Genomic DNA, 13,922 nt, shown 5'->3' with positions numbered 1-13,922 from the left:
GAGGCCGCTGCTGAAGCGACGCGGCTACATATGGGCATTTTTATTTACGAGAAGTAGCTTTTGGCCTCGTCGTCGCTGATGTAGCCATCCAGGCAGTACGACGCGGGTTTGTCCTTCACCTTCGCGAACTCGCTCTCGAAGCTCTCGGGATCGACCTTGCCGGGAATCGGCACAAAGAGCGTGTTCTTCGGGGTTCCCTGTAGCGCATCCGCCTTGAAGTGCTTACCTTGCAAGAGTTGTAGCGCCACGCGAAGGCCGCTCACAGCCGCGCCCGGAGGATTCACCACGCCATAGGAGAGGAAGTCGCTATGCTTGCTCTTTACCTGCTGCCACAGTTGCATATAGCCTGCTCTGGCTTCGCCAACGACGATGGGCAATTTGCTCAGGTTGGCCGCTTCCAGAGCTTGCAGGACACCTAGCGCCATACCATCCTGTGACCAGACGGCGTCAATGTTGGGCTGGGATGCCAGCACGTCAGACATCTTCTGCTGTCCCTTGGCCTGATCCCAATCGGCGTTAATCTCGTTGACGACCTTGATACCGGGATATTGCGCCAGTACCTCTTTGACGCCGTTATAGCGGGCCTCATTCGCCGGATGGCCCTTGATGCCATTCACGACGACGATATTACCCTTGCCCTTCAGTTGTTCCGCCAGCCATTTCGCGCTCATGCGCGCCCACTCAGTCTGATCGATGACCACATTGGTTACATCGGGAGAGGTTACGGCCTGATCGACGCTGATGACTGTGATTCCGGCGTTCTTCGCCTCCTTAAATACCCCGTCGAGACCCGAAACGCTGTTCGGATCAACAATAATGGCGTCCACGCCCTTGTTTATCAGATTGCGGATTTGCTGAATTTGTCCCGGAACATCGGTATCGGCACTCTGAATAACGAGGTCTTTTGTCAGCCCCTGCTTCATATACTCGGCGTTAGCGCTTTGCAAATCTTGAATCATTTGTGTACGCCATTCGCTGCCCACAAAACCATTGGAGACGCCAATAGTAAAGGGGCCTTTGTTGTCACCATTTCCCGTCGCGTCGCCGCTCCCACCGCATGCCGCCAGCATTGCTACCAGCATGATGAGAAGCGCCAGTGGAGAGATATACCGGAAGAAGTGGAGTCGTTTCACCGTGTGCATTGAACCTCCCAGTTCAATAAATAGCGTGAGCAATAGAGTCTTGCTCAGCGAGGAACAACCCATTATGTAAGCGCATCAGCATTGATGCAGGGAACGTTCACAGTCATAATTCACGGATGAAGCGTGGTAAAACTAATAGGGGGAGATAAACAGAAAAACAAACTCTGGCTTATACAAAGGTATAACATATTTCACCCGTTTTGTGAAGCCAAAAGCGCGCGAACTCTTGCAAGGCTGCAATATGTTGCAACGAATTTTCGTGAAGAGGATACAAACGAGGATGGAATATGGTACAAGAAGCACTTCGATGCTGGCGAAGAACGTGGTTAATTACCTTTTCTTCAGGGGACGCGAATGAGCTTTACACGAAGGTGTGCCACACCTAAGAATAGCTGGGGATGGTACCCCGGCCCGCGAAATGCGGACCAGGGTACCCCCGCGCGCGATATGGCACGATCACCAGTACAGGCACACGACGTTCACGCGGAAGCCCTCCTTGGGCAGGCGGTCCGCCACCACCATGAACTCGGTGGGAGCGTCGTCTCCTTCCGGCATCTGGACCGTGAACTTCACCTTGCAGTTGTTGTGGTCCACCTCGACCGCAGAGGGGTTGAGTCCGACGGCGATGGCGGCGCGGTCCTGTGTGACCGCGCCCCAGGTCATGTCGAACAACTCGTCCAGGCCGACGAGCCGCTCCCGCTGCTCGTCGAGCCACTCCTCGCCGCCGTACAGCGACAGGACGGACAGCGAGTCACGGACTCCGTAGAACACCACGGAGGTGACGACGAACTCGCCTCCCGGTTCCGCCGAGGCCTTGAAGGCGACGAAGGTATTGCTGCCGAGTTCGAGGAGGTCGATGTAGAACTCGATCTTCCAGACCCCGGCGGAGGACTTCTTCGCCTTCAAGGTGGAGCCGAGGGTCGCCTGCCAGTAGATGTGCCTGGCATTGTCCTGGTTGAATTTACCCCGCTCAATGAGGTCATTGAGCCCCTTCAGAATGGCGGTCGCCATTTCGAAGACACTGGCGAGTTCCTTTTTCTCCTCGCCCTGGGACGAGAGGAATGACTGCATGGCACCCAGTCGAAGGATGGACATGATTCTCCCAATGGTCGTGCGGAAATCGCGGCTTGGTTGGTTGACGTCTTTTGGCGAGGATTGCTCTACGCCGGGAATAACGCCTCTCCCAGTGGTTCATGGAATGACAAAGCATCCCATCGGCTCGCCGAAACTGCGACTAGCCGCTTCCACTCTGCTTCTACTTTTCAGGAGCTAGAGCGGAAATTAAAAGTGTCGTTATTATATCATGCATCTATTGCCATATTCAACAAAAACTATAGCGTATTTAGCCTACACAGAAGGCCGAGAGTTTTGGGGGATAAGAGGGAAATAAAAAGACTGGTCTTTGAGGTGTGGATAGTGTATAAATAAACCCATAGCAGTAAGGCGTCGTTTCTAGCTCTTTTAAGGCCAAAACGGCGTCTCCTTTGGGGTATCGTTCTGCTCTCCCCAGAGGTCAGTTCATGTCATTTCCATTTTCCTGAGTTTCGGATCACCTGGGAATTACGGAGCATGGACGAAGAGATCGGCGTGCGAAGCGATCTTATTGAGCACTTTGTAATGACTCGCGCGAGCAACTCTGCGGCAGCATTGCAAGGGAACTACCAACGGACACTCTCGAAAAGCTCGTTAGAGCGTGAAGAAAGGGAAAATCACTCTGAGCGGGACAAGCTCAGGTACAAATAGAAACCTGGACATGAAGTGGGAGGTTGGGGATCGTGAATGTTCCCCCGAGCCTGCGAGTGCATAGCTTTCGCTGGTTCGCCGGAGTGCAATTCGTCTCGCAGTGCGGTTGGTGGGCGGAATACTTCGGCAAGAACATGCTGGTGTACAGGAACGAGGGCCTCTTGGGCCTCTTCGTTGTAGTTATAATGACCACATTCGCGCGGGCAGCTACTGCTCTGTGGGGTGGTCGCCTGGTGGACCGATTCTCGCGCTGGAGCGTCGTGGTTTGGACGCAAAGGCTGTTGATGGGAGAGGCACTGGTCCTGTGCTTGTTGCAGGGGATTGGTCTCCTGAGCATCTGGGTGCTCTGGGGTATGGCTGCCTTTGCCAGCCTGGTAGGCGGCGTCAACGCCAGCGCGGTAGGCGCGGTCGTGCGCGACCTGCTCGATGAGCGTGTCTACGCGAATGGCCTGTGGGTCAACTCGTTCGTGTTCAACATCGCGGGCGCGTTGGGAAGCCTGCTTGGCGGTGTCTTCTCGAACCCGCAATGGGTGATGTGGCTCTTCGCGTTCAACGCGGTAAGCTACCTGCCTATGCTCAACTTCCTGTCGCGTATGAAAGCCAAGAGGAGCGAGCAGGTCGCGAAGGTCGAGCGAGTCGACAAGGCTCCACTCTCACCAGCCCTGCGGTATATCCGTGGTCACAGGGAGGTCCGGTGGGCGCTGTACTTCTCCATCGTCTCCACCGTCTGCTGCACGAACGGGAACCTCATGCAGCCGCTGATCGCGGATAAACTGCTAGGCGGCCCGCAGGCGTATGCCCTGCTCCTTGGGGCGAACTGCGCTGGTCCCGTTCTTTTCACCTTGCTGCAAATGCGAGGTAAGAAGAATGCGACTCTGGGTCGTCTCTTCATCAGTACTGCGCTATATGGAGGGCTCGGCGTGCTCTATGGCGCGTCTTCCTGGATACCGCTCTCGATGGTCGCGCTCGCGGGTGCTTGTGGTGGTAACTGTGTCACTCAGGTCATGACGACGGCGCTGGTGATGTCGGGCAAGGACCGCGCGCTCGATGGTCGAATCCAGGGAATCATGCAGGCGATCTCGATTGGCGGTGGGGCTCTTAGCTCTATGCTCGCCAGCGGTGGGGTGGTGCTCTACGGCGTACGGTTTGTCGCTGTCGGGGCACCGCTTCTGCTCCTGTGCATTGCCATCGTGCTGTGGGTGATCTATCTTCGTTCTTCTCGAAAACTCTAGGGAGATAAGCGTCCCAGTGAGTGCCAGTAGTGTTGGCGCTCACTGAGGATGGCTTATTCATCATTGCACCCTCTGCCCGAAAGGAGATCTCGGCATAAAAAACTTATAAATCTACCAGGGAAGCAAGCAATGAACAAGCCCGGTACTCAGGCTGAAGCTGTAGACGAAAATATCTATTGTTGGGCGTTTAACAGACAACACAGTTCTTATAAGAATACTCTTGTTCTATCCGCATCTTCAAAAATGGAGGCATCCTCTATGGAACTCGTTCAGCAATACTGGTCTGCCTACTGGTCATTTGTGCTGCAAACCCTGGGTGGCTTTGGCATTCCATCAGAATATCAATTTCTCAGCGCGGTCGTTGTCACCTTTGTCCTTGCGATGCTTGTGCTCAAAGTTCTTAGTTCGATCTTTGGCGGTTCGTCGCATGGTTCTTCCTACTACCAGCCGAGAAGCGGATTCTCTGATCATGGATGGCACGCGATGAATAGCGCTCACCGAGCGCATCAGAACGCAGTGGATAGTGCTCACCGAGCACATCAGAATGCGGTACGAACACATAATAACATGATACATCGGCACTAATCGTACTGTGTTTGTATACCCTGGAAGTGTTTGAGAAATTGTAGAGATGACCCTAACAAGGATTCAGAGAGCTTCTTCGACGCGGTCTAGCCATTCGCCCATCAATGCATTGAAAAGCTGGCTCTGCTCGATATGTCCGTTGTGTCCGGCACGGTCGAGGACCGCGAAGGTGCCGCGAGGATAATTCTCCAGGATGCCCCAGGCATCGCGATAGCCGACTGAGGCATCCTGCCTGCCAGTAAAAATTAGCACAGGTTTTGCGAATGGTTGCGGTAGCTGATTCACCTCGAACGAAAAGCGGTAGCTCTGCTGGATTTTCTGCAAAAATGCCTGATCAGCCACGCGAAGGCCGGGGCGAATCTCGTCCCGAAAGCGCTGCCAATTATATTCGTCCTGGACCACTGCCATCGGAGCGAATTCTTCCGTGTCTTCTGGAGAAAGTGTGGCAAGAAACTCGGGATTGGCGACAATCGTCGTATGTGGTGGCAGGTCACGCCGCGCATGATCGGCAATCACCGCCGGGCAGATCAGAGCCATGCCTGCTACCTGCTCAAATTTGCGTGTGAGCACACCCTGACTGAGATACCCACCATAGGACTCGCCCGCGAGCAGGAAGCGCTGCTCAGGAATGATCGCATCGATAAAATCAAGGACCACCGCGAGCATATCATCGCTACTCTTGAGGTGCTCCGCACCCGGCGTTCGTCCCATGCCCGGCAGGTCTAGATAAATACGCTGCCAGCCTGGACGACCAGCAAACAATGGCTCCATACAGCCTGTCATTAAGCGATGGTCGGGGGTGAAGCCATGAATGGCAAGTATTGGTGTTCCACTTCCGTACGTCTCATAATAAACGGGGATGTCGCGCACAAGGCATTCCATGAAGAAAGAGTTCCTTTTTGTTTCTGTTTTTTGCAACCCATAGATTACTGTAGCTCAATGGCGTTGTGCTAGCTTCTCAAGCTCAGGAGAACTGAAAAATGGGTCGCGCTCTCAATAGAACAAAAGATTGATGGGTTTGTATTCCAGCACAAGACTCTTTTCCTGGATGTGTACTCACCCGGTCTCGGATTAACCCTCTCAATGAAACTGCTCTAGAAAAAGAGTGTCATAATACCCAATTTTTCGGCTAAAAACAAGGAGGTCACGTTCATTAATAGGCTTGACATCGGCGTTGCGCATGAGGTATGATTAATTCATCTTATTTATCGGAGGTACTATTTCATGGCTTTAACGACAGCGAAGGTGTTGCTAAGCTAAGTGAGCTGTGTCTACATCTAGTCCTGGTCGTTTGTTGTCTGCCGCTGCTAAAGCGACGCGGCTACATATGAGATGCCGTTGTTAAAGCGACGCGGCTACATATGGCATTGGTAATATAGCGACTGGACCACTATCGTTAGTTTGCTTGCGGAGAGGTTTCGCCCTCTTCGGTTTGCTTCTTTCCATTCTTCATCGACAGTCCACTTTGCTTCTCAGGCTTCACATGCGGCTTTATGGGTTCGCGCGAGTCAATGCTTCTCGCCAACATATGCTGCTTCCCGCCTACTTTTCAGCATCACCTTTTCCCCACCTTCTATAGTTGCGCCTTGTCGCAGCTATTCTTCGTGTACAAGACCCATTGAGCATAGCGTGTGCTTACACGTTGACAGCATAATCCCATATCCAGGCAGAAGATGCCTAACGTGTAATCGCTATGTTCTTGAGCAGAAGGACATAACTGTTTTGAAATTTCGCAACTGGCGTTTACTACTTACCTCTTTCTTTCAGACATTGAATCGCTACTGGCGGCTACTGGCTAACTATCTTCAGCCACAGTGGCTAAGAATGATCCTGCTGACCATCGTCCTCTTTGCGACCATTGGCGTACAGGTTGTCACGCCGCTGGTGACAGGCTACTTTATCGATCAGGCGACCTCTGGTAGAGCCATGAACGACCTGATTCTCCTGGCTTTGCTGACCATCGGTCTGGCACTGGTGGGGCAGGGGCTCGCGGTGGCTGAGACCTATGTGGCAGAGAATGTGAGCTGGACCGCTACCAATACGCTTCGTGGGGACCTGCTGGCTCACCTGCTCCGCCTCGATGCCTCGTACCATACCGCCCATACGCCGGGCGAGCTAATCGAGCGAGTCGACGGCGACGTAGGAACGCTAGCGCGTTTCTTCTCGCGCTTCGTGGTCTATGTGCTTGGCAACGGCATTCTGTTGCTGAGTGTGCTGGTGCTCCTCTATTCTGTAGACTGGCGCGTCGGGCTTGGGATGACCATCTTTGTGATCGTGGCCTTGATCGTCATGGCGCGCATCCGCTCGGTCGCGACTCCCGCGTGGGCCGCTGATCGACAGGCAAGCGCTGATTTCTATGGCTTCCTGAGTGAATATCTGGCGGGCCTGCAAGATATTCGCTCTAGCGGGGCTGGCGCGTTCGTGATGCGTCGCTGTGCCGAAATGATGCGCTCCTGGCTGGCAGCGACACGTAAGGCCATGATGTGGGGCTATGCGCTTGGGGCGTCCAGTCAGGGCCTATTCTTGCTCGGTACGGTGACCACTCTGGTCATCAGCGCTATCCTGTTCAGGAACGGTTCTCTGACTATCGGTATGGTTTACCTGATCTTCCAGTATACCCAGATGTTGCGCAGACCAACCGAGCAGTTGCGCAATGAGATTCAGGAGTTACAGCAGGCGGACGCCAGCATTATCCGTATCGAGGACCTGCTAAGTAGGGAGCCGCGCGTGCTCGATGGTCCTGGTGTCGCGCTCCCGTTGGGTCCCCTGGCTGTGGAATTTGATGGCGTCTCTTTCGCCTATGCCGAGGATGCTCCCCTCCTGCGTGACGTTAACATTTCGCTCGCGCCAGGTCGCGTGCTTGGCGTTGTCGGGCGTACAGGTAGCGGTAAGACGACGCTGACGCGGCTCCTGCTGCGCTTCTATGACCCCACGGCTGGCGCTGTGCGCCTGGGAGGTGTGGACCTGCGCGAAACCCATATCGCGGACGTACGGGCTCGTATCGGGCTGGTGACTCAGGAAGTTCATCTCTTTCAGGCGAGTTTACGCGATAACCTGACACTCTTTGACGAGAGTGTACCAGATGAAAAGTTGCGCGCTGTGCTCGATAACCTGGGGCTTACGGACTGGCTTCGGGAGTTACCGGAGGGACTGGATACCCAACTTTTATCCGATGGGGCGGGCCTCTCGGCGGGGCAGTCCCAGGTGCTTGCCTGTGCCCGTGTCTTGCTGCGTGATCCCGATCTTGTGATTCTAGACGAGGCTTCCTCGCGCCTGGACCCCGCCACCGACCGCCTGCTCCACACGGCGCTAGGTCGGCTGCTCGAAGGCCGCACCGGCATTATCATCGCTCATCGGCTGGATACTATTGCTTATGCCGATGATATTCTAGTTCTGGAGAATGGACAGGTGCGTGAATATGGCTCGCAAGCCGCCCTGATCGCCGATACTAACTCGCGCTTTGCAGGCTTGCTGCGGGTCGCGACCGAGGAGGTGAATGTATGAAAGCACTCCCAACTATCCGCTATGTCTGGATCATGACCCGTTACCGCTTCTGGCTGCATGTGGTTCATGGGGCCCTGTGGGGCGTCGCCGACCTGACAGATCTGCTTGTAGGCTGGTTCATCAGCATCTTCTTCGACGCGCTTACTCATCACGCGCTTGTACCCGAAGGGATACTGGGTGTGGTGCTGCTCCTGGTGCTGGTCGCGGTCGGTCGCGCAGTCATCATGCTCTGCGCTGGCCTGTCCGAGATCATCATGCGCTTCACAATGAGCAGTCTGGTTCGCCGTAATCTGCTACGAAACGTCTTGAAGCAGCCTGGTGCGCGGGCTCTGCCCTATTCCATAGGCGAGACCATTAGCCGCTTCCGCGACGATGGCTACGAGGCCGAGGACATCCTTGACTCGACCGACGAGATTGTCTGGGGGGCCCTGCTTGCCATAGTGGCCTTTGTTGTGCTCCTGTTTGTCGATATGCGTATGACTCTGATTACCATCGTGCCCTTGATCGCGGTCTCGGTTTTCGCGCGCTGGATGAGTAATATCCTGGCTCGCTACCGTGAAGCTAGCAGTCAGGCAACCAGTCAGGTCACGGGTGCCATTGGCGATATGGTAGCGGCAGTGACGACGCTTCAGTCAGCAGGGGCCGAAGAGCGGGCCTTGAAGCGATTTCGTCGCCTGAACGAGCAGCGACGTTCAAAAATGCTGATCGACCGCGTGGCGACGCAAGCCCTGGATGCCATTACGTCCAATGCCGCGAGCATCGGTACAGGCTTGATTATGCTGCTAGGTGCCAGCCGTCTGAGCGAAGGCAGTTTGACGGTCGGTGGCTTTGCGTTCTTTGTGACATACATGACCTTCATCTCTGACTTTACCTCCGGGTTCGGCAATTTCCTGGGTCGCTACAAGCAGGCAGGTGTCTCGTTCAGTCGCATGAACACTCTCTTAGGGGACGCTCCGCCCGAGGCCCTGGTCGAGCATATCCCGCTCCACCTGCGTGGTCCTCTGCCCAGTGTGCCACCTGTGGAACGGAGCGAGTCTGATCGCCTGAGTCTTGTGGAGGCGCGAGGCCTGACCTATCGCCATCCGCAATCGGGGCGTGGTATCTCCAATGTTGACCTGAGCTTGCCACGTGGTAGCCTGACGGTAGTGACGGGTCGCGTCGGCTCAGGCAAGACCACGCTGCTGCAAACGCTGCTTGGCCTGCTCCCGCAGGACGCGGGTGAGGTGCGCTGGAATGGTCAGCTTGTAGAGGACGCGTCCACCTTCTTTGTGCCGCCACGCGCCGCCTATACGGCCCAGGTGCCGCGCCTCTTTAGCGAGACGCTCAGGCAAAATATCCTTCTGGGTATGCCTGAAGATACCGTGGCTCTCTCCAGCGCTGTCCGTGGCGCGGTCCTTGAGCGAGATGTGCAAGCCCTGGAAGAGGGCTTTGAGACGCCAGTAGGCACACGCGGCGTCAAGCTTTCGGGTGGACAGGTGCAACGCACGGCGGCTGCACGTATGCTGGTGCGTGAGGCCGGGCTGCTCGTAATCGACGACCTCTCAAGCGCGCTGGACGTCGAGACTGAGCGAGCCCTCTGGGACCGCATCTTCGAGCGCGAGGACGCGACCTGCCTCGTCGTCACGCATCGGCGCATCGCTCTACAACGCGCTGACCATATCATCGTCCTCAAGGACGGCAAGGTCGATGCTCAGGGCACGCTCGCCGAACTCCTTGCTACCAACGAGGAGATGCGTCGCCTCTGGCACAGCGGCGATAAGGTTGAGCAAGTTTAGCCCGTGATGAAGAAGGGTGCAAAAAAGTTTTCGCGAAAACTTTTTTGCACCCTTTTCGGGGAGTGCCGCTGCTAAAGCGACGCGGCTACATATGGGATGTTGTGGAAGCCGCTGCTAAAGCGACGTGGCTATATATTTGGGGTGCTGTGGAAGCCGCTGCTAAAGCGACGCGGCTACATATTTGGGGTGCTGTGGGGCGCAACATCGGTGGACACTTACGATCCCGATTCTTCCCCATATGTAGCCGCGTCGCTTTAGCAGCGGCACTATCTACCCCGTTCGTGAAGTAGCTTGAGGACGCGTTCCATTCTAGAGCGAGCGTTTGGATGCTTGGGATTGAGCCGTAACGTCTGCTCATAGGCGATGAGGGCCTGCTCATAAAGCCCTAGCTGGTAGAGCGCATTCCCTCTGTTATAGTGGGCTGAAGTTTTGTTAGGATCAAGGAGGAGCGCTTGCTCAAAGGTGACGAGAGCCTGCGCATATTTCCCTAGATCATAGAGATTAAGCCCTTTATTGTAATACGCATTTGTGTCCTTCGGATTGATGCGAAGAGCCTGGTCATAGCTAGCATTAGCCTCTTCGAAGCGCTTTAACTGGCTGAGCGCGTTTCCTTTGTTGAAATAAGCGTCAGCCTGATCAGGTTTGAGGAGAAGAGATTGGTCGAAGGCCGAGATAGCCTCTTCGAAGCGCTTTAACTTGTTAAGCATTCTTCCCTTGTTGAAATATACATCAGTCTGGTTAGGCTTGAGGAGAAGAGATTGGTCGAAGGCTGAAAGCGCCTCCTCGAAGCGCTGTAACTGATCGAGTGCATTTCCTTTGTTGAAATACGCGTCAGCCTGGTCAGGTTTGAGGCGAAGGGACTGTTCAAAAGCCGTAATGGCCTCCTCGAAGCGCTTTAACTTGTTAAGCGCATTCCCCTTGCTGAAATACGCGTTCGTCTGGTTGGGTTTGAGGTTAAGAGACTGGTCAATGGACAAGATAGCCTCTTCAAAGCGTCCTAACCTGTGAAGTGCATTCCCCCTGGCTAAAAACGCGTCAGCCTGATTGGGCTTGAGGAGAAGAGATTGGTCGAAGGCTGCGACGGCCTCCTTGAAGTGCCCTGACTTTTGAAGCGCGTTTCCTTTATTGTAATACACATCAGTCTGATCAGGCTTGAGGCGGAGAGACTGATCGAAGGCCGCGATGGCCTGCTCATAGTGCCCTAATCGGTTGAGTGCATTCCCTTTGCCGAAATACGCCTCCGCGAAGTTGGGATCAAGGCGGATGGCTTCCTCATAGGATGCGAGAGCCTCTTTATAGCGTTCATTTTTAAAGTGCTCAATTCCTTGCCGCCTGCATTCTCGCGCGTTCGCCTGGGGCGCTTGCGTGGAAGGCTGCTCCTTCTGTCCACCCGCGACTATAGTTGGCAGATGTTGCAAGGGAGCGTTGAGGGCCTTGAGGAAGGTCTCTATATCTGGATAGCGCTGGTCGCGCTGCTTGGCGAGCGCCTTGAGAAGAACCGACTCGCATTCGGCGGGGAGCGCGGTGTTGTATACGCGAGGCGCAGTCGGTTGGACATTGAGATGGTGATATTGGTAGGTTGGGATGCTTGGGACTTCCAGGTCAAAGAGGTGATGCCCTGTGAGCAGTTCATAGGCGATACATGCCAGGGAATACAGGTCACTCCTGGGGCTGACATAGCCCTCGAATTGTTCTGGAGCCATATAGGCGGGCGTCCCGCTTATCTCTCCTATATTTCGGGTGCCGCTGGTCTCCAGCATGACCGCGATCCCAAAGTCAGCCAGCAGGGCCTCGTTACGCGCGTTGAAGAGGATATTGGCGGGCTTGAGGTCGCGATGAATAACCGCGTGCTGGTGAGCATAGGCCAAACCATGTCCCATGTGCAAGATCCATTGCATCGCTTCATGAAGGGGGAAGGGATGTCCGGCCTGAGCGCGAATTCGCTCGTTAAGCGAGCCGCCCGTGGCGAATTCGGTCGCTAGATAGGGCTGGCCCTCATAGATACCAGCGTCAATGATCGGCAGGATGAAGGGATGCTGCAACTTTCGCAGTAATTTGGCCTCTTGCAGAAAGCCCTCCCGCTCCTGTGGAGACGTCAGGTGCATGTGAAGCAACTTGAGAGCTACAGGTGGGTCATCATCAAAGATAGCGTGTTGGGCTCGGAACACGCTCCCAAAGCTGCCACTTTGAACTTCAGCAATTAGTGTATAGTTCCCTATCTGTCGACCGATGAAGGCGCGATCATGAGGCATCGTAAGAACACCTTTACATTCTTTGTGGATGTATCTTCTTTGAGGAACGTAATTGTGTCTTTATTATAGTCGAAATTTTATACTCCCCGCAACTATAGAACAGGTAGCTAACTATAGGGTGTGAGATTAAGAAGTTACAAAGCCGCTGCTAATGCTCATTTAAAATTTCATCTGCCAACAATAGCGCTCAAAATTAGGGATGAAATATGAAAAGGGCATTAGCAGTGACATTCATCATGCGGCCTCTGCTCAGGCGATGGCTTCTGGGAAGAGCTGAGGCAACTTGATCGCTATCGTCATATCGCCCTTTACTTTTAGCTTTCCTGTCATAAAGGCTTTCATAGAATCAAGCCTTCCCTCCGCGATAGCCAGCCAGTTCTTGGCGCTTACGGTGAAGATAATATCGGGGTCCTCTGTGCCACCTGGGATCATCTCGCCCACACCATTCTCGATCTTAAAGGCCCAGGTTCCAGTTTCATCGCCAGTGATATTCCACTGGATGGTTTTGGTCATCCCGGCGGCAGCCTCGGCGTTCATTCGGGATGGCATCATAGTAAAAAGCTCGCTAATAGTCATGATTGTGCATTCCTTCCTTTGCTATTTTCAGGCATGCTGAGGCAAATCATCCTCCATGGGAAGATTGCCTATACTGTCTTGTAAAGACTATTTAGGCAACTTACTTGAGAATGACTTGCCTGGTAATTTTTTCAATGCCTTAGAATTGCAAAGCCTGAATACGCACAATCGTTTCTGCTCGCGAACGAGTCTGGAGCTTCTCATAAATATGCGTAAGATGCTTCTCCACGGTTTTTTCTTTGAGCGAGAGGCGCTGAGCTATGTGGATATTTGATAGGCCCAATCGAAGTAAAGGCAATACCTGAAGCTCGCGCTTGGTAAAGTGGAGTGGCACATGCGAAACACGATCATTCAAGATCTCGCGTGCGCGCTGATCCAGGAAGGTGTTTCCAGAGGCGGCGGCGATAAGGGCTAACTCCAGGTCTCGGCAGGACGCTTTCTCACTCAGTAAGCCTTGAGCACCACTTTTGATCAGAGGAAAAGCCGTTTCGGGACGCAATTGTTGCTGAATAACGACAATTCCTGAGATTGTTTGTGCTTTGCGCGTCTCGCGGATACATTCCAGGCAGTCGCCAACACCAATCGAGCTGCCTATGACCAGTACGTCTCCTGGTTTGATGGTCTCAGATGCCTCTTGTGCCTGACTTACACATGCGGAGATCCGTATTTGAGGGAGGCAGCGGATCATCTGTTGTAATCCTTCTCGCAGCAGAACATGCGCCTCGACAATGACAACCTGTACGGCTAGTTCCTTTCGCCCGTTGTCATTACCGCCGGCAATCGTGTTCTGCATGAACGAAGAAGATGACCTCCCCAGCTCTTGAAGCATTGTCTCTCCCCTCTTTACTACAAGATTACGATGTTTCGTCACGAAGAAGAGCGCTCGCTTGGCATGCTCCTTTCAATTGCTTTTTAGTTACTGCCAGGGAGTCAATAGAAAAATTGTTTTTTCAGGCGTAGCATACATGACACTTCTTCGCAATAGTTTCGCGAGGATGTGCGGTTTTTCGCATCGGTTTCGCAAATATGACCCTTTTGCGCGCCCCACATTTTCGTTTTCTTGCCTATTTTGATACCAGGCGCAAGGAGTGAGGCGACCACTTTCCAGACATT

The 13,922-nt window shown here is 54.0% G+C and carries 11 protein-coding genes; 5 read left to right on the top strand and 6 right to left on the bottom strand.

All coding sequences use genetic code 11. From position 1 onward, the window contains the following. Positions 1–44: 44 nt before the first annotated feature. Positions 45–1,142 carry an ABC transporter substrate-binding protein gene (locus K3T82_RS30465; RefSeq protein ID WP_220197278.1) on the bottom strand — a complete coding sequence of 366 codons (1,098 nt, stop codon included), beginning with the start codon at positions 1,140–1,142 and terminating at the stop codon, positions 45–47. 456 nt (positions 1,143–1,598) lie between these two features. Then, positions 1,599–2,237 (bottom strand): hypothetical protein, encoded by a 639-nt coding sequence (locus tag K3T82_RS30460; RefSeq protein ID WP_220197277.1) that lies wholly within the window; start codon positions 2,235–2,237, stop codon positions 1,599–1,601. A gap of 474 nt (positions 2,238–2,711) precedes the next feature. Here K3T82_RS30460 and K3T82_RS30455 point away from each other — a divergent pair, with 474 nt between their 5' ends. From K3T82_RS30455 to K3T82_RS30445, 3 genes are all read left to right on the top strand, one after another. Beyond that, positions 2,712–2,885 carry a hypothetical protein gene (locus K3T82_RS30455; RefSeq protein ID WP_220197276.1) on the top strand — a complete coding sequence of 58 codons (174 nt, stop codon included), beginning with the start codon at positions 2,712–2,714 and terminating at the stop codon, positions 2,883–2,885. Between the two features lie 32 nt (positions 2,886–2,917). Further along, a complete protein-coding gene (locus tag K3T82_RS30450; RefSeq protein ID WP_220197275.1) occupies positions 2,918–4,117 on the top strand; it encodes an MFS transporter in 1,200 nt (399 codons plus the stop codon). A 258-nt stretch (positions 4,118–4,375) separates the two neighbouring features. Then, positions 4,376–4,702 carry a hypothetical protein gene (locus tag K3T82_RS30445; RefSeq protein ID WP_220197274.1) on the top strand — a complete coding sequence of 109 codons (327 nt, stop codon included), beginning with the start codon at positions 4,376–4,378 and terminating at the stop codon, positions 4,700–4,702. 63 nt (positions 4,703–4,765) lie between these two features. Here the strand turns inward: K3T82_RS30445 and K3T82_RS30440 are convergent, their stop codons facing one another. Further along, positions 4,766–5,584 carry an alpha/beta fold hydrolase gene (locus tag K3T82_RS30440; RefSeq protein ID WP_220197273.1) on the bottom strand — a complete coding sequence of 273 codons (819 nt, stop codon included), beginning with the start codon at positions 5,582–5,584 and terminating at the stop codon, positions 4,766–4,768. An 840-nt stretch (positions 5,585–6,424) separates the two neighbouring features. Here K3T82_RS30440 and K3T82_RS30435 point away from each other — a divergent pair. Together K3T82_RS30435 and K3T82_RS30430 are read left to right on the top strand one after the other, a co-directional pair. Beyond that, complete coding sequence (locus K3T82_RS30435) at positions 6,425–8,206, top strand: ABC transporter ATP-binding protein (RefSeq protein WP_236031647.1); 1,782 nt, start codon at positions 6,425–6,427, stop codon at positions 8,204–8,206. Then, positions 8,203–9,981 carry an ABC transporter transmembrane domain-containing protein gene (locus K3T82_RS30430; protein WP_220197272.1) on the top strand — a complete coding sequence of 593 codons (1,779 nt, stop codon included), beginning with the start codon at positions 8,203–8,205 and terminating at the stop codon, positions 9,979–9,981. Before K3T82_RS30435 ends, K3T82_RS30430 begins: the two co-directional genes overlap by 4 nt. Before the next feature lie 266 nt (positions 9,982–10,247). On the opposite strand, the gene K3T82_RS30425 is transcribed toward K3T82_RS30430, so the two are convergent. From K3T82_RS30425 to K3T82_RS30415, 3 genes are all read right to left on the bottom strand, one after another. Further along, positions 10,248–12,233, bottom strand: a complete 1,986-nt coding sequence (locus K3T82_RS30425) for a serine/threonine-protein kinase (RefSeq protein WP_220197271.1) — start codon at positions 12,231–12,233, stop codon at positions 10,248–10,250. 249 nt (positions 12,234–12,482) lie between these two features. After that, entirely contained in the window at positions 12,483–12,809 is a 327-nt protein-coding gene (locus K3T82_RS30420; RefSeq protein WP_220197270.1) for an SCP2 sterol-binding domain-containing protein, read from the bottom strand. 139 nt (positions 12,810–12,948) lie between these two features. Further along, on the bottom strand, positions 12,949–13,638 hold the full coding sequence (locus tag K3T82_RS30415) for a LuxR C-terminal-related transcriptional regulator (protein WP_220197269.1): 690 nt from the start codon (positions 13,636–13,638) through the stop codon (positions 12,949–12,951). Positions 13,639–13,922: the final 284 nt, after the last annotated feature.

The organism is Ktedonospora formicarum, from assembly GCF_016587355.1.
Lineage (GTDB): Bacteria > Chloroflexota > Ktedonobacteria > Ktedonobacterales > Ktedonobacteraceae > Ktedonobacter > Ktedonobacter formicarum.
This window is presented reverse-complemented; position numbering and strand designations above follow the sequence as displayed.